Here is a 22,788-nt window from a genome sequence, read left to right as displayed (position 1 = left end):
CTCCTTATTCATACTAGCTCCTGACCGAGCCGTTTTTTCCAATAATCAAAGTGAAGATAGGACATGATCTCCATCAGAGAAAGATAGACAAACTGATAGATCTGATTTAAGCTGATTATCAACTGATATTGTTTGAAAAATGACTGGAAGAAAGACCAGATATGACTGTCTTGAATCAGTCCCTTCTTAACATCAGACAGGATATTAGCTAAAGCTCCCAAGGACTGAAACGGTAAATCCTTGACATTTATATAGATCCGGTCCACCACATCATTCAGACTGGTATCTTGGATGGCATGAAATTCTCCAAAGAGAACTCCTGCCGCTCCAAGAGTAGAAACAAATTCCACCAAATAATTTCTGAGGAAATTTTCTCAACCTTTTCCCATAATGTGTTTAGTGCCATCCATAACGATCCCAACCAGAAAAAGGAAAGAAAACAAGCAAAGAAATTTTGCCGTAAATCCCAAAAAGCTTCAAGACTTGGTGTTGTTGGTTTTTCTAACTCTAAAATCAAGATGGTCATAATAATTGCTAGAACAGCATCTGTCAATACAATTAATCTGTCTTTCTTCATCGGATTGCATCCCCTTTCTTTTTTGTAACATTCTATCTTATCGCATAATATTGGATATTCTTTCATAATCCGACTACAAACAAAAATAAACCAAAAAGTCTGTCCCTATTATGCTATATTTAACTCTAGAAGTATTCATCCATCTAATTAATAAATATATCATATTTCACAATAAATGAATACTATCAAAGATTCATCCCCTTTCACTTCATCATTTAGTGTTGCTTAGATTTATCAAAAACAACCAAATTTGTATTAATTTCAAGTATCACCTAGTTACAAAAATTTGGGGTGAACAGAAAAAGCATCCCGTATTTTTGATACGAAATGCTTTCAATAAGTTTAAATAAGTTTTAACGTTTACTAAATTGTGATGCTTTACGAGCTTTTTTCAAGCCTGGTTTGGAAAGTATGGGTTTCAGTTGGACTAAAAACAGCGTATTATCAAGGCTTTTCAGAACGATATCTACTGATTAATTTCATAAAATCTGAATCAATATTTTTAAAATAGGGGAATAGTTTAGGTCTCTAAGCATTAAAATAATACACCTAACTTTGGTCACCGTTTTTTAGTTATTCACTCTTTTTTCGTATAGTGTTTTTAAAGTTATGATGTAAAATGCCGCAATTAAAACACTATACATCATAATCGGAGGATAGAGAATTAAGGATAGAATCAATCCCACTCCTTTAATTATTAGGTCAGGTATCAATAACTTCCTATATTGTGCGGTAGCTTCAAGTAATTCTTTCTGATCTATATTGGGTTTATCAATTACTTTATGTAAAAACCAGTTTACTACCGTTGAAACAATAACGATCAGTCCATAAAAGAGCTGTGCCGTACGATTCATGAAATGACTACTAACTATTCCAGTAGCATAGGGCATAAATGAAACAAAAAATAAAAGATACAAATTCTTTCAAACTTCTCCCTTTTCAATTTGCCTAACTTGACCTGCATTACCTAGGTCGCTTTGCTTTAAATTATACTTTTTTCTTAAACATTTAATACGAGTAGGTATTTCTTGTGAGTAATTTTCATCAAAAAATTTCATATATAATCTCCCTATAATCATGGAAAAGTAGTAAAAATAGTTGTTATCCTAGTTGATTAAAAAAATCTCTGATTTCCTCATCTTTTATAAAATAATATATAATTTTCCCCTCTCTTCTAGTGTCCAAGATGTTTTGATTGGCTAGTTTACGAAGATGGTGGGAGGCAGATGCCATACTGAGATTTAATAAACAGGCTATATCGCAGACACAGAGTTCTTCGACGGCAAGGAGATAAAAGATGATATTTATCTGTTTATTATCGGTAAATTTTGATAAAATGCGAAGTGATTTTTGGACTTTTTCCTTTTCAAGGTAGTTCGTTGCGGTTGTAACATTTTGTTGATTAATAACATCCACTTGACAGATACTATCTTTTTTCATAATTTTTTCTCCTAGCCTAACACAGCCCATAGCATGTCAAAGCTGTTGTTTTCAATCAGGATATACATCCCCAATCCTAAATAGACAACGGCAATAAACCATCTGCTATATTTTTCCAAAGTTTCTCCAACAGAAGGGACTTGTGCTAATTTTTGGGCAGAAAAAACCAAGAGATAAATCATGACTAGAAAAGTAAGTAAAGTCACTATCAAATTCGCTAAATTTAAGGTGGTAAAATATGGGACAAAGACACCAATATTGTCAGCGCCACAACTTGCAAAAGTAATCATAGCGACTAGAAAAATCAGGTTTTTATCATCTTTGCGCAAACCATCTTTTGCAATAGCTTCTCCATCAGAATCTCCTAAAAGCAAAACTTTGAGTCCTAGGAAAATTGGAATCAAACCGAGCAAACCTAAAATCTCTTTACTAGGAATATAATTTAAGACAAATGCAAAAAGTAAACTTAGCAATATTAGACTAACAGAGCCTAGAAATTGTCCTAAATAGATGTTAATGATGTCTTTTCTGCTTTTTCTTTTGGCAAAAAATAACATTAGGATAATAAGTAAGTCTACGGCTGTCCCAGAATACAGGATTATTGAAGTAACAATATTTTGAATCATAAAACACCTCATTCAAATATATTTTTGAATGTATTTTAACATTAAACTTTGTAGATGTCAACTTAAAATCCACCAATTAATAATTGCATGTCAATATTTGTATTGTGAAACTAGTTTCAGAAATATATAGTCTTAAAGTATGTCCACTGCCAATGGTTTTTTCAATATTTAAAAGGAGAGAACCAATTTGGTCCTCTCCAGGGTATAATTTTCCACCAACCCACTACAGTTGACAAAGAGCCGTTATTCTCAAATGAGACAACTCCTTTTAGTTTTTATAACCTCAGCTTCTCGGTCTCTTACCTACTTTTAATAGAAAGACTACGAAGGACGATTCTTAAAGTAGTCAGATTGTGCAATATCGAAAGATTAGATGGGCTTAACCAATTTAACAACCCAAATCCAATTAAACTTCCATTTATTACAACTGTTTCTTGAATATTTCTTTGAATTAATTTCTGCAACGATTCAGATAAAGAATTCAATTCCTCGAAGAAATCTAAACGATTATCTAATAATAAAATATCACTCATCTGCTTAGAAATATCAGCACTTTCATTCATCACAACCCCAATATCTGCAAGCGTCAAGGCAGCAGAGTCGTTTAACCCGTCTCCAACCATCAAAATAGTTCGGCCAGCTTTCTGTAATTCCTGAACCAACTGAAACTTACCATCTGGTTTTAAATCAGTATAAACGTTGTCAAATGGCAGATCTTTAACCAACTCTTCTGTTCTAGCCAACGTATCACCAGTTGCCAGAATCAGTTTTTTCCCTTGGCGCTTTAGCTTTTTCAATGCAACTTTCGCCTCGCTTCTCAAGGGAGTGTGGATACAAAACATCCCAATTAATTCTTTCTTATAAGCCAAAAACAATAAATTGTAATGAGTCTTATATTGCTCAATCAAGGCCAGCTGCTCAGAACTAATTCTTACCTGTTCGTCTTGCATTAGTACATAATTTCCAATGACAACCGATTGACCATCAATTTGCGATTTAATCCCTTTGCTTGCAACATACTGAAGCTTGCCATGCATTTCTTCGTGTTCAATGCCTTCAATTTCAGCTTGTTTAACAATTGCATTGGCAATAGGATGATAGATATGTTCCTCCAAACATGCACTTATTCTTAAAATATCTTTCTCAGTATAATCTCCGAAAGGAAGAACCTTTTCAACCAAAGGATAACTCGTCGTGATGGTACCCGTTTTATCAAACAAGAAAGTATCCACTTCCAGATATTTTTCTAATACATCACCATCTTTAATAACCATTTCTCGATTTAGACCTTCCTTTATGGCCGTAAGGTAGGCTACAGGTGTGGATATTTTTAGAGCACATGAAAAATCCACCAATAAAAAGGAAATGGCTTTTGAAAACGAACCTGTTAACAGATAAGTCAAACCAGCACCTAAGAAGTTATATTTTACAACCTTGTCTGCCATCCTAATAAAATGACGTTGTTTTGTCTTCTTACTCTCTTCAGATTTTTTCATCAGATTGATGAGTTGCAAAATACGACTGTTTATCTGATTATCAGTCACACGAATTCTTAACTCTCCTGTTTCCAAAACAGTATTCGCACATACAGAATCTCCCTCTTTCTTTTCAACAGGGAAGCTCTCTCCAGTCAAGGAACTCTCATTGACCATGCCTAATCCTGAAACCACTTGGCCGTCAAACAAGATTTCATTACCTTGGGAGACAACTAATACATCACCTACTTGAACATCAGAACTCTTGATGCTGATGACCATGTCTCCCCGCACTAAGAAAACATCACTTTCTTTAGCAAGAAGGCTTTGTTCCAAATCTGTTGCTGTTTTTTTTAAAGACCACTGATCCAGATGATTACCCAAATCAAGCATAAACATGATGTTGCTAGCTGTCTTGGATTGGTTCATAAACAAGGACAACAAAATGGCCGAACAGTCCAAGACCTCCATGGTTAGTTCCTTGCGCGCTAAAGTTTGATAGGCTTCTTTGACATAACCCAAAGCCTGATAACAAGTCCAAATATAACGAATAGGGTAGGGTACAAAACTTCGAAACAGCAAACGCTTAATCGCTGCACCCGATACAATTGAATAAGCACTCTCTTCTCTACGAATGGGAAGAGTCATCAAGTCCGAAACTTTCCCCTTGTCAATTTTTTTTAAAAAGGCCTCTGCATTTTCTAATACAGAGAAGCCTTCTTTCATACGTAGAGTAAAGTGCTGCTGATCCATATAAAACTGAATAGAGTCGATCCCTTTTTCATCTTTAGCCAAGGAACGAAGATAATCTTGAATATCCAAGGTCAGTGAAAACGAGGACGATAATCGGATATGTTGATATCCTCTGTGTAGCACTTTAAAAGACATATTATTCACCTGTCAGGCTATCTAATTGTTCTTCTTTCTTTTCCTGTTCGTATAAATATTTAGCGTCTTGTAAAACATCATCACCGTGTTGTTTTACAACAGAAACAGATGCATCCAGTCCATCTTTCAATTTGTAAGCTTTAGCCAAGGCCTTAGAATAGCCTTTCTTAGCTTCTTTACTTGCTAAGACTTTCAAGCCAAGCGTCCCAAATGCTACCCCTCCTAAGAAGAGAGATGATTTTTTCGCAACTTTTGCGACGTTTAATACTTCTTTTAACATGTTTATTTCCTCCTTGTAACTATTGTAGCGAAAAATGACAGCAAAAGCAATTGCTGATATCTGATATATAGATAAAATTCTCTATACTGATATTTAATTATATTATGATGAAAACAATATACTTTATTTTTTGATACTGTAAATAATTATGTGTAAACACTTAAGTAGAGTTACGGAGTGTTAATTAAATAAGCTTTCAAGTGTATCAGAACATTGACCAAACCCTTTATGGATTCGTTGACTTTGCTTGAAATTATAATCTTCAAACAACGTAACTAAGTAACGTTCCAGAGCCTCCTCATTAGGAAAAAGAACCTTCTTTTTCGTTTGATGTTTGATTTCTTTGTTAAGAGACTCAATGAGGTTTGTCGAATACATGCTGTGCCAAATCTGGTAGGGAAACTGATAAAAAGTTAAAAGATTATCCGTCTTCTCCAGACTTTCCATGACTTTCCTATACTTTGGTTTCCATTCGGCGAGAAAGTCCTCTAAAGCTTGTCCTGCCATTTCTAAATTTTCAGCACGATAAATCATTATAAATTGCCCCAGAATAACCGCTCTATCTGCTCGTTTCACTTTACTAGCTAGATTTCGACTAATATGAATTAAGCAACATTGTTGTTTAGCTAATGGGTGAGCCTGACTGATAATCTACTCAAGCCCCTTAAAGCCATCTGTAACTACAAGAGAAATCTGTTGGATTCCTTGGTTTTGAAGCTTGTCTAACAGGGTGGACCAAGAAGCATTGTTTTCTTGAGGCAACTGTGCATAGCATATCTCTATGCGACTAAAGTCGCTAGAGCTATCCTAATTGCGCACCGCCAGTTCTCATAGAAAAAAACACCTTGCAAGATGCAAAGTGTTTTCGTTTGTATTCTGCTGTCCAGCAACGAATTAACGTTTAGAGAACTGGCTAGCTTTACGAGCCTTTTTCAAGCCTGTTTTCTAGTATTTTTATATCTATTGGCAGATTATCCGACTTATCCCCATCAACATCTGACTCTAACTCAACCTCTGAAGAAATCCTAATATTGCGTACTTTGATATATTCGATATTATTGTTACCTACTAGATCCCCTTTTTAATAAATCTGGGATAGCCGATAATTTAGAAATGATGGATGAATCCTTTAAAATCAAGATATTTCCATATTCATCTGTATTTTCATCAAATAGTTTTTTGTCTGCATAGTAATTGGATAGAAGAACTAAGACCTGAGTAGCTTCACCTTCATAATTGCCATTTTTGCTTTCAAAAGGTAATAATTGCTTGTTCATAGCTTGGTGAATCAGTTGCACCAGCCAAATTAATTGTCTTGACCGACGAATAAAGCGACTTCTTTCAAGGATTCGACCATAAGGAAACAGTTGGCAGATTCTATAAAAGTGTCGATGTGATTCGGCACGCTCATCAGACTCGCTACACAGAGCTGGTACATAATATCTGCTATAATTTTCTGGAAGATTTGGTCAAGCGGTCTTTTAGCCGTGTGACAGGCATACAGGAAAAACACTATTTATTTACTTTTTGCACGGGAGGCTTTAAGATGTTGCTGGACGCCTTTCTTGATAATCACTCAGAGTCGCCAGAGTGTCTGGGCTGGGATATGGCAAAGATATACCGCTGCCTGAAACTGTTCTTTGACGCTGATAAACGCGACATATCAATTAAAATGTCGCACTAAAATGATTGAAAAGTGATTGAAACTGTATTATAATGAACGTATATATTTAGAAAAGAGGTACTAACTATGGAAAACCTAGTAGTTTCAGTCTTTAACACTGAAAGCGAAGCTTATCAGTCCTTTGCGGATTTGAAGGCTTTCCGCCAAACTCAGACGACCAAGGTTGCTCAAATCGCCTTGGTCAAAAATGAAAACGGTCACATCGTTGAAAAAGAACGCTATGACTTTGAAGATTCAACGACGGATGCAACCCTAGAAGGTGGCTTGCTCGGTGCAGTTATCGGGCTTTTGGGTGGTCCTATCGGCGTCTTGTTTGGTTATGGTATTGGCAGCCTCTATGGTTTGGCTGCTGGTGATACCGTTGATACGGCAGAAGCTGGCTTGATTGACGTTGTGTCTCAAAAATTGATCGACGGCGAAACAGCCGTTGTCGCCTTGGTGCAAGAAAACAACGAAGCAGTCATCGATGCTTACTTCACCAAGTACGACACCCAAATCGTGCGTTGGGATGTAGCAACCGTCGTAGCCGAAATCGAAGCAGCTCTGCAAGTCCAAGAAGACCTCTACAACCAGGCACGTGCACAAATGAAGGCTGAACGTAAAGCCGAACGCAAGGCTAAACTTGAAGAATTCAAGGCAAATGTCAAAGCAAAATTTGACAAATTGAAAGCCTAACGTCTAAGCGTCTCATAAATTTAAATGTGACTGAGACGCCATTTAAAATTTATGTGCGTCGGATTCTCACAGTTAAATAATTGCGTTGACAAAGCCGTTACAGCCGTTCTTCCATTCTTTGAAAAGAATGTTTAATAGACAAGAAATCTGGACTAGTATTGGTCTGGATTTTTTTGTGAATATAGAGGTCATAGCTTTTTGACTATGCTTCGTTATAATTAGAAAAATTTTAAGTTTTATCAAGATGAAATCAGTCAGACGAAGACATCCCGAATTAGCACCAGCATCACCACACAAACTAAGACATACTGGTGCTACTCTTGCTAAACAAGCAGGTGTTTCTCTTGAAGCCTTCTCAGAAGCTCTTACTCATAGTGATAAAGAGATTACAAAAACTTACGTTAATATCAAAGATAAAGTCAATCAGACTGTAGGTGATATTGCTTTTCGTAGTTTAAAAAATTGATGGGGTGAATATGGGGTGAATTTTGGGGTGAACTTTGATTTTTTGAAACAAAAAAGACATCCAAGAAATAATTCTTGAATGTCTGTAAACGTTGATATAATCGTATTGATTAACGTTTTGAGAATTGTGATGCTTTACGAGCTTTCTTAAGACCTGGTTGGAAACACTTTTATTTGAATAAGTTTCAATATCCGCTTAAAATCAATGTTTTCCCACGTTTTCAGAAAGAATAATTTCATCTAATTTGAATATATTTCATTTGAATGGTGTGAATTTTACCCTAAAAATACACAAATTGAGCTAGATTTTACCAAAAAGTTCACACCATTTGAATTGTTATTGTTTTGTACATTTGATATACGGAGTGCATTATAAATTATCTCAAATATCTCTCAATATACTCTACGAAGATAAAAGGTTCTATATCTTTATAAGCGAGACCTTTAGATAGACTAAGGCATTGTTTTGCTGTGCCTTTTCCTGGTCGATGGTAAAACGTTCTAATCCCTTGAAGGAATATTCCAAAACGCGAATGACGTTCCGAGGTTGTCATCTCATCTAAATATTTGTCAACAGCTAAAGCGAATACATTTCCATAATACCTATCATCGTCAAATCTTGTTCTAGCCATATAATCTTGAATGTCATAGAGCATAGATTTCATATTTCGATAATTGGGTGCTCCCACCAATGCTCGACTAGCTCTATTTATACCATCAACATAACTGTAAGCATCATTTAATTGACCAAAATCCCAAAACCTTTTAGAATCAAAATACTTATACTCCATATCTAGTTGTGATTTTAATATTCTTAAAATGGACAGTGCTGTACTGTCATCTTTATTTTTTATTGCCACATAAGCTTCTTCTACTCCAGTATTATAAAAATCAATATGTTGATTGATTTCATAGCCTAAAATTCCTGTAATATCAAATTCAAGTAAATCATTTTCCAATGTAATCATAATTGCTCCTTCAACTTTCAGTTCAACAATTGTTAAAGTTTATTTACTAATCAACTAATGACAGAACATCAACAATATCACTCTGTTCAAAATAATCTTTAGCTTTTTCAAGAATCTGTTGGTCATTACATGGCATATAAACAATTAAGTTTTTCATTGCTCTAGTGATTGTAACATAAAATAGTTTCTTAGTTCTGTTTTGAACCTTCTCATTAGATGAACCTTTACCAAATATAGAATTAAAATTATATTGATTCCATCTTCCATTATCTAACAAAACTAAGACATTCTCATATTCACTGCCTTTAACCTTATGCTGAGTTATGACAGATACATATTCTCTAAGATAAGCAATACTATTTACATATTCTTGAAATGGTAATTTCTCAAGGCGTAACCATAAATAATAGCCCTTATTTTCTATAAAATTAGTAAATAAGTCGTCCTTTGGAATTAATCCAGTTCTCTCTGCAAGTTTTATGACTTTTCCAATTGTAATATCATTATCAGAGATTTCTTCCATAATTTTAGATAGATTAATTTTATCAGCGGACGAAGTTATTTTAAAGCAAGTAATACGCAAAAATTCGTTATGCTTACCTATTTTATATAGTTCTATTAGTTCAAAGATTAGATCTAATCTTTGAAGAATCCTATCTCTATCTGTACCCGCCTCATATCTACTACTTAAACCATTAAATTTATAGGCCAATAAAGAATCTTTATTAACTTTACTCTTACTAATCACTTCTTCAAATGAAAATGTCTTAATTTCTTCGTAAATGGCTAAAAGTTCTGGAATAGATTTGACAATATCAATTATTAATGGACCACCCTTTCTAACAACAATTTGAGCTTCTTCTACTAATTCTTCAAAAGTTTTTCCTTTATCAACTAACTCACTTGCATTAAATTTTTTCTTCATATCTGTAATTAATTTCACAAGCAAATCAGAACTATACAATTCAAATAGTTTAGAAAACCCAGCCGTTTCTGCATTAAGTTTGTGTGTTAATCGCAATTCCTTTGTTTTCTGTGGTATATCAAACTCTAATTCTTTAAATAGTTCGCTATTTCTAAGATCTTCAAGGTGGGTAATACCATCACCATAAATGAATTTCACCGTTCCTTCAATTACATTACCATTATTCATGTTTGGAGCCGCTACATCACTAGAAGGAATCTGAACTAATCCATCGCTTCTAAATTTATTTGCTAAATTAATAACTTTTCGTGGATTACGTCTATTTTGATTTTTTTGTATTTTTTCAAGACCATAGGAATCTATGTTTCCCACTCCTGAGTCATAGATAGCCTGCATTGAATCTCCAAAAAAACCTACAATATTATCTCTAGTACTCTTTCTGAGATGCTCTAATAAAATTTTTACAACTAAGGGACTCGTATCTTGATACTCGTCAACAAAAATATAGTTTGCAGTATCCTTTAAAATATCACTCAACTTCTTATATTTAGAAAACATTTTTTCAGCAACTATAAGAACATGGTCATGACTTATTTGAACTTTATTTTGCTCAGTTATGCTCATAGAATACCATTCAGTATATTCAACACGAACACTATCAAAGTAATCAAGCGAAATAAGTTCCTCACCTAATACTTCCTTTGGAGCAACGAATAGAATTTGTTCATCATCATTTATTAACTCAACAAGACATTCTTTAATCTCTTTTTGGAAATTTTTAATGACATGCCATATAAAATCGTGAATAGTTGAAACCCGTAAATTATCATTAATGATTCTAGATCTAATCTCTGCAACAGCATTGTTAGTATAAGTAATGCATACAATCGATTTTTTTGGTTCTTCCATAGATATTTTTTCAATAATGGAAATTAATGAATAAGTTTTCCCACTCCCAGCACCACCCTCAAGGATAAAATTTTGACCTTGTTTTATTACTTCAAATACTTTTTCTACCTCTGGTTCTACTGTTTTCTCAACCATAATAATCCCTCCGAAATATATTTAGGTACTTTCCAAGTATTTTCTTCACCTTCAAAATATAATAAACTTGATGCAAATGCAGATTTTTTGTTTACTTTATCCCTAGCAAATTTATAGAAATCTTCTATTTCACTATCATCAAAGTCTTTTAAAGCTTCAAATTGAATAAAACCAGCTTTTTGATCAATAATGAATTGTTTATTTAAACTGATAAAAGCATCCTCAAAACTAGCAGGCTGATAACCATTTTCATCTTCGGGAATTTGATATGCAATACGAATTCTACCATCTGATGTTATTTTTTCTGCCAAACTCTTTTGAGCTACTATTGAAAAAACTTCATCTCCAGAAATATCAAAAAAATTTTTAATTGAAGCATTTGTCGTAGAGGTAGCATCTACTGCTGAGCAAGAAGTTAAGCGATTATTTTCATTTTTATTTGCTGGATCAATATCCGTAATTATCAATACTTTTATTCCTAAAAAATCAAATAACTTCCTAAACACTTGTGAATGGGCACCTGTTTCAATGATTGAAATATTTTGAGAAAGCAATGGCATTGTATTAGAAGCTTGATTTATTGGATTGGTTGTATCTACCTTTTGCATCATCGTAGGAATTAAAATCCTTTCTGTATCACCTTCAACACAAATGACTTTATCAGCAAAAAATAATTCACTACTATTGAGAGTAAGGTACTGCTTTACAAATTTATATCCTAGTTGTTCATCACCATATTCTTCTTTCAATGAATTAAAAGCCTTTGATACTGCTGTACCGTTATCACGTTTAAAATAAATTAGATCATCAAAGTTACAATCAGAAACTATATGAGAGGAATGAGTTGTAATTAAAGTTTGAATACAACTAAAATCTCCACTTTCTTTTAGTTCATCATTGTGTTCCTTTAGCAAATCTTTAATATTCTTGATAAAAATATACTGTAATTGTGGATGTGTATGTGATTCTGGTTCTTCAATATATATTAGGTTAATATCAGCAGGTTCGCTTTTTATATCTGCCATTAAAGTTTCAATTTCAAAAATAATTCCATATAAATTTAAATATCCCAAACCATTATATGTTTCAGGTAATAGACTATCGTCATGCTTATAATACAATGTCGTATTATTGCTTAAAATATCTTTCTCAGATAGTGATGAATGAATTGCTAATTCTGCTTCACTATCATTTCCACCAAATCTTTTGACGCGTTCAAAGACTGAAGTAAAAATTCCTTCGACGCTATCATCACCACTATATGCTCTGGTTAAAGTTTCATCTGCCTTTAAAATAGCAGATTGCAGTAAATTATTTGCTTTACTGTTAATTTCTTCGCCATTATTTAATTTATAAAATCGATTTGATGTCTTAGATAATGAATGGTTATTTTCTTTATTAGATACTTCTCGACTAGCACTAATCCCTCTTACTTTAATAATTTTATGAACATCTTTCATTTCATGTAAATCAGACTTTTCTTCTGTCATTGCTTGAGTAATAGGATTATATCCACGTGAATAAATCTGTATTTCGAAAAATTTATTCAGATTTTTCTTCATAAATGATTCAAATTTTGAAAAATCATCTGCAAAATCACAAGTCAAACTACTTATCTCGCGAAGCTTTTGAGTAGGAATTATATACGAAAATTCAAGAATAATAAAATTATTTTCGGGATTTAAATCCATCATAAATCCTTGGATATTTTGATAAGAATCTAATTCTGAGTATTGAATCCAAATTTGAAGATTAATCCCTAAAATAGACGATAATTCCGAATCAGGAATATCAGAGACTCTCTTTATATTCTCAAAGATTTCCCTCCTATGATTTAAATTAATATCTTCCCATACCAAATTGCGATTGGAATTTTTATTGAATATTTTTTCTAACACAGATAAAACCGAAGTCTTGCCACAATTGTTTTTACCCACAATTAAGGATAAATCATTTTTTAACTCTAAAGAAAAATCGTTTAATGAACGATAATGTTGAATATAGATTTTTTTAATTTCCATCAATTATCCCTTTTTTCATTTCCATTAATTCTCTCAACCGTTCCTGCCCCATCTTAAACATCTCTTCCTCCACCTTACTCCATTTTCCGAAGAGGCATTCTTGTAGAATTTCTGCTGCTGAGGTTTGATCTACTTGCGAATCATAAACGCACGATTGATCTCTTTGATAAATTTGAATTTGTCTAAAAAGCTGATCCTTTTCCAACTCCCGTAAATTCTCAACCAAATTTTCTACAATTCCATCATGGTGTGCTTTAGGAGTTGCTCTGGCTTGACTAGGATTTATAGCATAGAGCTCTTCATAACGTATCAAAGTGCTGAGATAGGACAATTCAGGCTTGGTCGCAATCAGTGCAAGTGAGACTTGGTAACCTCTAGTTGCCAATAATTGGGCCGTTTTTCTAGGAACTTCTGTTGTTCTCAAGGTGCCCTCGATTAACAAATGATAACCTTGTTTACTCAATTCATCTACGAGATATTCAACCATTTTTCCCGCAAATACTTTGGTATAATCCACACTATCTTTGCCATACTTTTCCTGTAGGTCAAGGTAGTTCGGATGAAAAGAGCGATAACTATCTCCATCAATGATAATGATATTGCCTTGAAATTCCCTTTGTTTCACACGATGAATCGTTGTCTTACCAGCACCACTCTGTCCACCGAGCAAAATAGCCTTGGGATGAGACGAAGTTGTTTTACCACGAGTTAAAGAACGAACGAGTCGTCTGGATGCTCGTTCAAAATCACCTTGACTAAATTCTTCTAGTTTCATTAGGCCACCACCAGATGACTGGCTTGTTCTAGCATCCGTTCAATGCCGTCCAAATAGCCATTATATCGCTCTACTTCCTCAAAAGTCCCCACAAGGTAAATCTTCGTGTTCAGCAAATCAGACAAATCATCGCTCATTAGAACCCAAGGATTAGAAGTATCATCAAATGAAATTCCTTGTTCATCTTGAAAACGATAAAGTTGCGCTAAGATATTCGCCCCTCGTTCTTTAATTACTTCAATTTTTAGAGTGAGCTGGTAATCTTCTACTGGCGTGAGCATCTTTTCCTCTCCTACAATATCGATATAGGAAACATTAAATTTCTGACAAATACGATCTATTAATTCTGTCGAAACTGAACTTGTCCCGTTTTCATAACGACTCAGGCTATTTCGAGAGATACCAACAATCTTTGCGAACTCAGGCTGGGTTAGGTCATGTGTTTTACGTAACGCTTTAATATTTTCTCCGATCATGAGGGCCCTCCTTTTATTTATTTCTATTATAGCACAAAATTTAAAAACGCACCAAAAATGGTGCGTTTTTAAATCTGGTAGATGAATCTTTCTTCAATCTAACCTACTGATCTCAGTATGTTAAAACTAATCCAAATATATAATTTTATCAAAAAGAGATCTTATATTTTCATCTAGATGATGGCTTACAAAAATAACAGTTTTTTCTGTCATTGAGAATAGATGTTTCTCAATTTGATACCGTCTTTCTTTATCAATCGCATCAGTTGCCTCATCAATAATTAAAATTGGTTTTTCTTCAAGATAAGCTCTAGCTAGACTAATTCGTTGCTTCTGTCCACTAGAAATGTCTTGGCTAATTTCCGATAAAGTAGTTTCCAATCCATGACTCAATCCATTAATCCAGTCTCTTAAATAAAATAATTCCAATGCTCTTTTGATTTTTGAATCTTCTATTTCTCGGCCTAATGTCAAATTAAATAAAATGGATTCGTTAAAAATATGATCTTCCAAACTAACATAAGAAATATTTTCATGAAGATCCTTGAAATTCATATTTTTTGAATCGATATTATCATAGAAGATGTGGCCTTTCGAAATTGGGATTTCACCATTAATAGCCTTTAATATAGTTGATTTTCCTGAACCAGATGACCCTGATATTGCATACTTCTTATTTTTTTCAATTTTAACATTTAAATTATCTAAGACAATCTTACCGTCACGTTCAATAGTTACCGATTGAAATTCTACTTTATCTATAAATTTCTTCCAAGTTTGTTTATTAACATTACTTTCATTAATACTTTGGTCACCTTCCAATTCAAATTTTTCAAATATTTTGTTTACAGTTTTAAACTCAGCGTAATTTGCCGTTAAGCCTGTTAAGCCAGCAAAGATAATTGATGAAAAATATTGAGAAGAAGATACAGCACCAATCGGAATTAATCGGTTAAAATATAAGACCCCTGCGTGGGTCAACATGGCAATTTGACTCACAAAACTAGTCCCATTTTGAACAGACATAAGTCCACCAAAGGTTTTTGAATATGAAACTCTGGACTTCGAATATTTTTTTGAATAAGATAAAATTTTTACCATTAAAAAATGAAGTTGATTAGCATTGGATAACATTCGAAATCCACTTAAAGAATCATCAATTGCTTTAACTAATTCTTCATTCTTCTCAGTAAAGTAAACAGCTTTATTCTCCATTTTCTTTGTAAATATTTTAGGGAGATTTACCATTAGAATGAAGAATATCAAAATTGTAAACAATAATGAATAATGGAAACTAAAAAAGGCAATAATTGCAAAAATGATATTTAATGCTTGACTAATCATTAATTCAAGTGTTTCAAAGCCAAGATCTCGAATAGTATTAAGATCATTTGTCAGCCATGAGGTATAGGCGCTAACACTTTTTGAGCCAAAACGTATTACACCCTTACTTTCAATACTTTTTACAATATCTTTACGTATTTCGGTACACATTTCTTGTATGGCTTTTTCACTTGCTTTTGAGTTTTGATATATTTGCAATACCCATATTAAATTTACAGCTAAAATCGCTCCACTTAAATACAAAAATCCCTGTAAATCAAAATTTACAATTGTAGAGATTGCTTTGGCACTCAATATACCATTTAAGTAAACACATAATGAATTAATAAAAATCCAAAACAACCATATAGAATTACTTCGTTTGCATCTAATTAAATAAGTTTTTAATGTCATATCCCAGCCTCACTTAAAAATTCCAAATATTTCTTCACCAATTATTTTTCTTTGATATTTAATTGCAATATAAGATAATAAAATTCCTATTTTTCCATCTAATACTCCCCATATACTGTACTCATCCAGTACTTTGTTATTGAAATAATTACTTTCCAATAACCTACAACACTTCTGAATATCTTTAGTTGAATACCTATCATGACACGAATAAAGTAGCCCCGCTAATCCGTGACAAAAACAAACATTATTTGTCTCTAATGTCTCATTATTAATAAACTCATTCACACGAACCAGTAATCTATCTTTTAGATAAGTAGAAAAATTTAGCCCCTTATTTCTTTGAAATATATAGTGTCCATATACTCCATAACACCACGAAAAATTTTCATTATCTCTACTATACAAAAATTTCACATCTTTATTACATTGTAAATCTACTTCTACATACTCTGGAATCCAAGCTATATTGTCAATAAAATCTTGATAAATTATATTCAACTTATTTGGCACCATAATATCTATGCCGTCTAACAATAGGGAAGAATTCAGTAACGAAACCATTCCATGAGATAAACTTAAATTAATAATAACTGTTTTATCCAAATTCTTAGCTTCTTTACTTTCAAAATTGGAAAAGAATAATTTAAAGTTGTCATTATTTTTAATAATTTTATTAACTAACTTCGACAAACATTGATCTAAATTTCTTTCAGTTTTAAATAATGGATGATATTTAATAAAAATAATAATTCCTGCTAATCCATATAAAATATCATAAGTAGTAGAATCCGAATAGTTCTTTATTTCTTCATTTAAATAAGTGTCTATAATCTTTTTAGAGGCTTCCGTTAATTGTAAATCTAAATTTTTAAATATATCGTTGCAAGAATATCTTCCCCACAAATTTATAACATAAGATAAACCTATGACACCAGTCCACAACCCTCTATTATAGTTCGAAATACTGAAATTAAAATCCGTTTGATATAGTACTTCTATCGCCTTCTGTTCATAAAAATCATCTTTTTCTATTAAATACAAGTTTAATAGAAACAAAAGGAACCCTGAACTACCATCCAATAAACTAACGTCATTATAATTTGTAAAATTTTCTAAACAATCTCTTATTAATTTATTTTCTCTTAATTTCAAAATTTAATACTCCTAGAATATAATTTCTATATTTAGACTCAACCTCTAAATCACCAAACAACCTATTAAAATGCATATGTAATAGACTGTCTAATAGTTGTTCAACATTTTCAAGATGTAATAAACCAATAAACTCAACAAGCTTTTTAAAATTTATATTACTTTTAATTAAATTCAAATTTTTTGAATCACTTAATCTAATTATAGATTTTAAAATATTTTTATCTTCTAGTTCTCCTTTTTTATAAAACAAAAATTCATAGTTATTTACTTGTTTTAATAATTGTTGAAAAATTTCTATCGAGCTATAAACAATTAACCATTTAAACTTAAGATCAGATAACTCTTTTCTTTTTTCTAACAAATCAAGACAAAGCTTCGAGTCAAATTCAAAAATTTTTTCAACCAAAGGATAGTTTTTTATACCGTATCTCTCATATTCTCTTTCATATGGACAAATAGAATAATCATCAATTACCCCATTACTTAATAAACTTGTAACAAGATGAAAAATATCGTATAAGTTATACTTACTTTCAGAGTCAATATAAATTCTGAACCTTATATGTGGTCTATCATCCGAATAACGTAGATAAAACCAACTCATAGTTATATCTTTAAAGTATCTATTCAAATATGTCAACAATTGATCCTGTAAATTTTTGTACGTATACAATTTCACGTAAAACCATCCATAATTATTCTCCATAATTTGCAATCTATCTTTCACTTCAATAACAGGTTGAATTTGATGACTACTTACTCTACGATTATAAAAAGTAAATGTCAACTCAGTTGCAAGAGATTCCAAATTTGTATATGTGTAACATTCTCCATAGCATTCATAGACTTCAATTTTCCCTTCTTTCTTTAAAATATCAATAAATAGTTCAACATCTATCTTTTTAGTGATATCCAAAACCAATACTTGATCTTCAATCATAAGCTTCACTTTTTTAGGTATACAATAACTATTAAATAAATTTATAACTCCTTCAATATCATACGAGAGTAACATATCTTTTGTCAAATTCCATTTTTCTGGAACGAGTACAATATCTTCAAAAACTATTCTTTTCTGATGAAACTCATTCAACGATTCTAGTATTCCAAGTAACGAACCAATTTTGTCTGTTTTAGAAGATAATAATCCAATAAACTTTATATAGTCATTTGTTAAGTCTAGGTTTATCATGCTTCTTATGTCAATATTCAATACTCTTCCGTGGACATCTTGCAAAATAAATTCATTGTCTTTAGTTAATTTCAAATATATTTCTGATAAAGTTAAATCTTCTGAAGATTTTTTTATTCCATTAATTACCAGATTCGATTGATACTGATTTTCTAAAGCTACTCCTAAATTTTTAATTTTGGTATTTTTGGGGTAATAAATTAAGCCATGAGTGTAATTGTCGTTCTCATCTAAATTTAAAAAACCAAATCTTCCGTGGTATGATCTGGGACTTCTTGAATAGGCCGAACGTCCAAGTGTTAAATTCACCTTACCATCAATATCATAAATATTAAAGTTTAAATCAAATCCTAACTCCTCTATATTTCTTTGATGCTCATAAAAAATTGATAAATCAAAAATCTCATATTGATTTTTGGAGTATTCCAATTTTAATTCGTTTTTCCATTTTATTTCATCATATTTTAATTTATCAATAATAAGCTCTTCAGTAAATGGGGAACCCAATCCAGAAATCTCATCAAAAACTTCTATTAAAGAAACTGCCCTATAGTGGCCATATCTTTCTGAAAATTTTTCCTTGTATATATTTACCTTATGTCTACTATCTGATACTGATTTATTGAAATTAGAAAATACAAACTGTGCTAGATGTTGAATTTGTTTCTTATCAGTATTTGATAAAAAGAATTCTATTTCATTCGCTATTTCTTGAGTTATATTGTACTTATTCAGTCTATTTGCATCTTCTAAATGAAAACTTATTTTTTTTAGAATATCAATATTCCCAGATTCATTAAATTCTTTACCTATATTAATAACTGCCTCTATTTCATCTATAATTGGTAATTTGGAATCGTTTCTTAACACATTTAAAGATTCTTCAGATAATACAAACGGATATACATCTAACAAAATGAATCTTATTTTCAATAACTCCAGTATTAAAGATTCTATAATTTCGTTTGAAAAATCGTTCGAAAATTTTTCTTTTGTTAACGAAATTAGTTTACTAATTGAATAAACTCCCTCTAAAGACTTTTCGTATATAAATTCTAAAACTCTATTTTTCTGGAAGAGAATCTTATTACCTTCTCGTTCATCCAAAGAAATATTTGGAAGAAAATAATCAATATAATTCTTTGTTTCTTTTATACTTGTATTCGCCTTACATAAAATAGAGGATTGATTAACGAATGCGATATTAGTAACCAATTTATCATAGAAATACTCTTGTATCTCTAAAGAAAAATTTAGATGTTTTTTTGTTTCAAAATCAGATATTAAAAAATTTGTTTCAGTATCAGTATTTTTAGTAATAGCTTTTCCAATACTACTAAAAATACCAAAAGGTGTTGCTCGATATAACATTCTATTTAGATATTTATAAAACGTTAAACAAACATTCCGTTTCTTTTTATCACTTAGTTTTTCAAAATTAAAACAGGATTTTAAAAAATCAGGTGAAGATACTAATATACTATCTCTTATTTTTTTATTATTTTTTACAATCTCAATTATTCTTATATAATCTTCATTTTCAAAAAAAGTAGATACCTGCTCTAAAATAGGTTTTAATTCTTTAAAATTAAAATTTGACTGTCTGACTATTACTTCACTAGATAATTTCATAACTTCACCTCACACTTATTTGAAAATTATAATATTAAGATATTTGATAGCAAAAAAACATCTAAAATCGTTATCCTGAACTTAGCCCATTATAACAACTTCAGATGTCATGTATATAAGCAATAAAAACGACCGCAATGAATATTACTTAACTTAATTTTAATTTATTTACTAAAAATAAAACTATGAACAACTTGGAGTTGAGGAACATCCACCTGAACCACCCGTATGTTTCAACATTACTTCAGGTTGCTTAGCTGGTGTTGTTTCGATTTTTACTGTTACTAGTAAGTCATTAATTGATTTTTCCATCTGCGAAATCCTCCAGAAAAAATATTTATAAAAGCCATATTAGCGGTCATCACATAGCTTTCCGATAGATAGCATTTACAGATATCCATCGGAAAGCCAATTTGGCAAAAGATTTTATTTAAAATTAGCAGGACCAGGATCAATACCTGTTCCTATATTATTTGGTTGTACAATGTTGAAGTCTAAATTCGTGACTGAATTAAATCTTATAAATACGACTCCTAAAAATAGAATTACTGTAATCTTTTTTAAAAAAACTTTCATAGTCTTCTCCTTTTTGTTGTTGCATACATTTTAGCACTTCATATCATCCGAGTCAATCTTTTTTATAATCTTTTTTTATATTTTTTTTTTTTATACATTTTTGTATCTAAAAATCAATTGTTCAAAATATCGTACTAATACAACAAAACACTCTAGATTAATCAAATAATTTCTGAAATCTATTAGATTGTTTTTAATATTTTACCTATTTACTGTAACTGTTTTAGAAATCTTTCTTCGAGAACAAATAAAAAAGATTGAAGAAATTATCAACAATGGACTTTCTCTTCAATCTAACATAACTTACTTTTGGACATTCTTATACTTTATTCGCCATTTTTACAATATAATGCTCCACTTTTAACATCATTGGGATATTTTCATCGAGTTTATACAAAAAACGAGCTAATTCATAATTTTCTACTGCAATATCTTTTGAGGAGATAATTTCACTTATATTTCCCATCAACAAATATAAATCAGCTAATAGATAAGTCGTTCTGTAATCCTTACATTTTTTTATAGTAGTGGTAATTCTAGTAATTGCTTCCTCAATGTCTTTTTGGAGCCATAAATAGCGACATATATTGTAATTGAATTTAATATACAATTCTAATTCTTCAACAGTATTTAAACTCAATTGGCTGACTCTTTCTTCCAATTTGTCTTTTATCTCATTAAACCGCTCTAAACTCCCAACTTCATAGTAAAAATTAAATAATGTATTAGATACTTGAAGGTAGTTAAGATCATATAAACTAGTCTGTTCTAATACTTCCTCTAACTTTATAACCGCTTCATTTTTCTTTCCATAAAAATAAAAATCAATAAGAGACTTTATCCACTCCAAATAAAGTTTATCAGATAAAGATAAGCGATGACTCTTTATCTTTTCTAATTCAAATATATATTTTAAAGATTCATAATTCCGATTCAGAATAAAAATATGTGCTAATTTTTTAAACTCAGATAGCTCATCTGTTTTCTGTTCAACCTGTTCTTCAAAAAAATAATCCATACTAACTTTTAACTTCTGTGCTAGAGCATATAGGAAGTCCGCTCCTGGAGTATAGTCTCCATTTTCTAGTCGACTAATCTGACCCTGTTTACAAATTCCTTCAGCCAATTCTCTTTGCGACATTTTTAATTCTTTTCGTCTATTTTTTAACCTTGTTGCTAATAGTGTCCTCAAACTTATATCCTCTTCATCACTTTATTGCATCATCAATTTTAGCACGAACGATATTAATATTCAAATTTTTTATCTAAAAAATACACATCATGGATATATGTTTAATTTAAAAGATGATAGATAATTTTAACAATATACCAAATAACAATTTTAAATAAGACCATACAAAAATAATGTAACAAAATTTTTATTTCTTATGACTCTATAATTTCTGAAATGGGTTAAAACATCATAGAAATATTGATTGATACGTTTTGAGAATTATAATGCTTTACAAGACTTCATTAAAACTAGTTGACAAGATTCTGTTTCAAATGATCTTAGAATAGGTTGATTTAAATCTCCAATAGTTATCTAATATTTTTTAATTTGATAAAATCTCAATAAAAAAGACTTAGAACCATGTTAACAATAACCTTAATTCTAAATCCTTTTATTATTTATCTTTTAACTATATTTAAGATAGATACTTAAATTATATTACTGTTTTTCAAAAGTTCCGTCTGCTACACGAAAATCACTGTTAACAGTTTCAATTGAATTAAATTGAATCTTTAAATATTTTACTTCTTTTTCATCTTTTCCAGGTAATTCAGCTTTAGCACTCGCTGCACTAGAAACCTTTAATTTGACATATTTTCCAGCGATTTTCCAAGTTCCATCTCTAGATTCGTCTTTATTATTTGTTACTTCTAGTGTTTTGTCGCTATTGAAAACGATAGTTGAATCGTGTTTACTATCATACCAAGTACCAATAATTTGCTTCTCTGGTCCTGAATTTTGATTCAAGAAAAAGAATACCCCACCGGCAACCACAAGTACTAAAACAACTAAAGCAATAATTTTTTTCATTATTTTTCCTCCTATAAATATCTAAAGATATTTATTATTTTTTTCATATACCTAGTTTCACTAACATCATTAGTAAAAATCAAATTTTGAATGATAAACTTTTATTCATTCCTACAATAAGAAATACTTA

22 protein-coding genes and 3 pseudogenes are annotated in these 22,788 nt (G+C 31.3%); 2 read left to right on the top strand and 23 right to left on the bottom strand.

The window, feature by feature from the left end:
• Positions 1–8: 8 nt before the first annotated feature.
• From O3646_RS05295 to O3646_RS05245, 11 genes and pseudogenes are all read right to left on the bottom strand, one after another.
• Entirely contained in the window at positions 9–350 is a 342-nt protein-coding gene (locus tag O3646_RS05295; RefSeq protein WP_000397556.1) for a hypothetical protein, read from the bottom strand.
• Positions 275–577, bottom strand: a complete 303-nt coding sequence (locus tag O3646_RS05290; protein ID WP_004240734.1) for a TMEM175 family protein — start codon at positions 575–577, stop codon at positions 275–277. The genes O3646_RS05295 and O3646_RS05290 overlap by 76 nt, the downstream gene beginning before the upstream one ends.
• 569 nt (positions 578–1,146) lie before the next feature.
• A complete protein-coding gene (locus O3646_RS05285; RefSeq protein WP_083307798.1) occupies positions 1,147–1,467 on the bottom strand; it encodes a hypothetical protein in 321 nt (106 codons plus the stop codon).
• A 33-nt stretch (positions 1,468–1,500) separates the two neighbouring features.
• Positions 1,501–1,635, bottom strand: a complete 135-nt coding sequence (locus tag O3646_RS05280; protein ID WP_256263195.1) for a hypothetical protein — start codon at positions 1,633–1,635, stop codon at positions 1,501–1,503.
• Positions 1,636–1,678: 43 nt separating this feature from the next.
• Entirely contained in the window at positions 1,679–2,017 is a 339-nt protein-coding gene (gene cadX / locus O3646_RS05275; protein WP_000711078.1) for a Cd(II)/Zn(II)-sensing metalloregulatory transcriptional regulator CadX, read from the bottom strand.
• Between the two features lie 11 nt (positions 2,018–2,028).
• Positions 2,029–2,643: a CadD family cadmium resistance transporter gene (locus O3646_RS05270; protein WP_070594807.1), complete on the bottom strand. Its 615-nt coding sequence runs from the start codon at positions 2,641–2,643 to the stop codon at positions 2,029–2,031.
• Between the two features lie 299 nt (positions 2,644–2,942).
• The gene (locus O3646_RS05265) at positions 2,943–5,006 is read right to left on the bottom strand and encodes a heavy metal translocating P-type ATPase (RefSeq protein ID WP_002893754.1); all 2,064 of its coding nucleotides are present in this window, start codon (positions 5,004–5,006) and stop codon (positions 2,943–2,945) included.
• 1 nt (position 5,007) lies between these two features.
• A complete protein-coding gene (locus O3646_RS05260; protein ID WP_002893755.1) occupies positions 5,008–5,286 on the bottom strand; it encodes a DUF6110 family protein in 279 nt (92 codons plus the stop codon).
• A 180-nt stretch (positions 5,287–5,466) separates the two neighbouring features.
• A pseudogene (locus O3646_RS05255) lies at positions 5,467–6,057 on the bottom strand (transposase); the annotation flags it as partial.
• 148 nt (positions 6,058–6,205) lie between these two features.
• Positions 6,206–6,539, bottom strand: a pseudogene (locus tag O3646_RS05250) (diacylglycerol kinase family lipid kinase); the annotation flags it as partial.
• Between the two features lie 3 nt (positions 6,540–6,542).
• Positions 6,543–6,686: pseudogene (locus tag O3646_RS05245) on the bottom strand (IS982 family transposase); the annotation flags it as partial.
• 350 nt (positions 6,687–7,036) lie between these two features.
• Between O3646_RS05245 and O3646_RS05240 the strand changes: the two are divergent.
• Positions 7,037–7,645 (top strand): DUF1269 domain-containing protein, encoded by a 609-nt coding sequence (locus O3646_RS05240; RefSeq protein WP_002893760.1) that lies wholly within the window; start codon positions 7,037–7,039, stop codon positions 7,643–7,645.
• A 244-nt stretch (positions 7,646–7,889) separates the two neighbouring features.
• Positions 7,890–8,111, top strand: a complete 222-nt coding sequence (locus O3646_RS05235) for a tyrosine-type recombinase/integrase (RefSeq protein ID WP_002893762.1) — start codon at positions 7,890–7,892, stop codon at positions 8,109–8,111.
• A gap of 376 nt (positions 8,112–8,487) precedes the next feature.
• On the opposite strand, the gene O3646_RS05230 is transcribed toward O3646_RS05235, so the two are convergent.
• The 12 genes from O3646_RS05230 to O3646_RS05175 all read right to left on the bottom strand — a co-directional run bounded on the left by O3646_RS05230 (position 8,488) and on the right by O3646_RS05175 (position 22,658).
• Positions 8,488–9,078, bottom strand: coding sequence for a hypothetical protein (locus O3646_RS05230; protein WP_371610644.1), 591 nt, complete (start codon positions 9,076–9,078; stop codon positions 8,488–8,490).
• Positions 9,079–9,124: 46 nt separating this feature from the next.
• Positions 9,125–11,047 (bottom strand): UvrD-helicase domain-containing protein, encoded by a 1,923-nt coding sequence (locus O3646_RS05225; RefSeq protein WP_371610643.1) that lies wholly within the window; start codon positions 11,045–11,047, stop codon positions 9,125–9,127.
• The gene (locus O3646_RS05220) at positions 11,029–13,068 is read right to left on the bottom strand and encodes an ATP-dependent endonuclease (protein WP_003010113.1); all 2,040 of its coding nucleotides are present in this window, start codon (positions 13,066–13,068) and stop codon (positions 11,029–11,031) included. Before O3646_RS05220 ends, O3646_RS05225 begins: the two co-directional genes overlap by 19 nt.
• Complete coding sequence (gene pezT / locus O3646_RS05215; RefSeq protein WP_371610642.1) at positions 13,058–13,843, bottom strand: type II toxin-antitoxin system toxin PezT; 786 nt, start codon at positions 13,841–13,843, stop codon at positions 13,058–13,060. Before pezT ends, O3646_RS05220 begins: the two co-directional genes overlap by 11 nt.
• Entirely contained in the window at positions 13,843–14,319 is a 477-nt protein-coding gene (pezA, locus tag O3646_RS05210; protein ID WP_371610641.1) for a type II toxin-antitoxin system antitoxin PezA, read from the bottom strand. The genes pezT and pezA overlap by 1 nt, the downstream gene beginning before the upstream one ends.
• A gap of 126 nt (positions 14,320–14,445) precedes the next feature.
• Positions 14,446–16,056: an ATP-binding cassette domain-containing protein gene (locus tag O3646_RS05205; protein ID WP_371610640.1), complete on the bottom strand. Its 1,611-nt coding sequence runs from the start codon at positions 16,054–16,056 to the stop codon at positions 14,446–14,448.
• 9 nt (positions 16,057–16,065) lie between these two features.
• Positions 16,066–17,211, bottom strand: a complete 1,146-nt coding sequence (locus O3646_RS05200; protein WP_003010107.1) for a lanthionine synthetase LanC family protein — start codon at positions 17,209–17,211, stop codon at positions 16,066–16,068.
• Positions 17,192–20,038, bottom strand: a complete 2,847-nt coding sequence (locus O3646_RS05195) for a thiopeptide-type bacteriocin biosynthesis protein (RefSeq protein ID WP_371610639.1) — start codon at positions 20,036–20,038, stop codon at positions 17,192–17,194. The genes O3646_RS05200 and O3646_RS05195 overlap by 20 nt, the downstream gene beginning before the upstream one ends.
• A 183-nt stretch (positions 20,039–20,221) precedes the next feature.
• Complete coding sequence (locus tag O3646_RS05190; protein WP_003010100.1) at positions 20,222–20,350, bottom strand: hypothetical protein; 129 nt, start codon at positions 20,348–20,350, stop codon at positions 20,222–20,224.
• Positions 20,351–20,464: 114 nt separating this feature from the next.
• Positions 20,465–20,614, bottom strand: coding sequence for a hypothetical protein (locus tag O3646_RS05185; RefSeq protein WP_003010099.1), 150 nt, complete (start codon positions 20,612–20,614; stop codon positions 20,465–20,467).
• A gap of 319 nt (positions 20,615–20,933) precedes the next feature.
• Entirely contained in the window at positions 20,934–21,806 is an 873-nt protein-coding gene (locus tag O3646_RS05180; RefSeq protein WP_371610638.1) for a helix-turn-helix domain-containing protein, read from the bottom strand.
• A gap of 480 nt (positions 21,807–22,286) precedes the next feature.
• Positions 22,287–22,658: a hypothetical protein gene (locus tag O3646_RS05175; RefSeq protein WP_371610637.1), complete on the bottom strand. Its 372-nt coding sequence runs from the start codon at positions 22,656–22,658 to the stop codon at positions 22,287–22,289.
• Positions 22,659–22,788: the final 130 nt, after the last annotated feature.

Origin of the sequence: Streptococcus sp. 27098_8_148, assembly GCF_041432105.1 — a bacterium.
In the GTDB taxonomy this organism is placed as follows: Bacteria; Bacillota; Bacilli; order Lactobacillales; family Streptococcaceae; genus Streptococcus; species Streptococcus parasanguinis_AE.
Note: the sequence above shows the minus strand (reverse complement) of the source record. Positions and strands in the feature narration are given on the sequence as shown.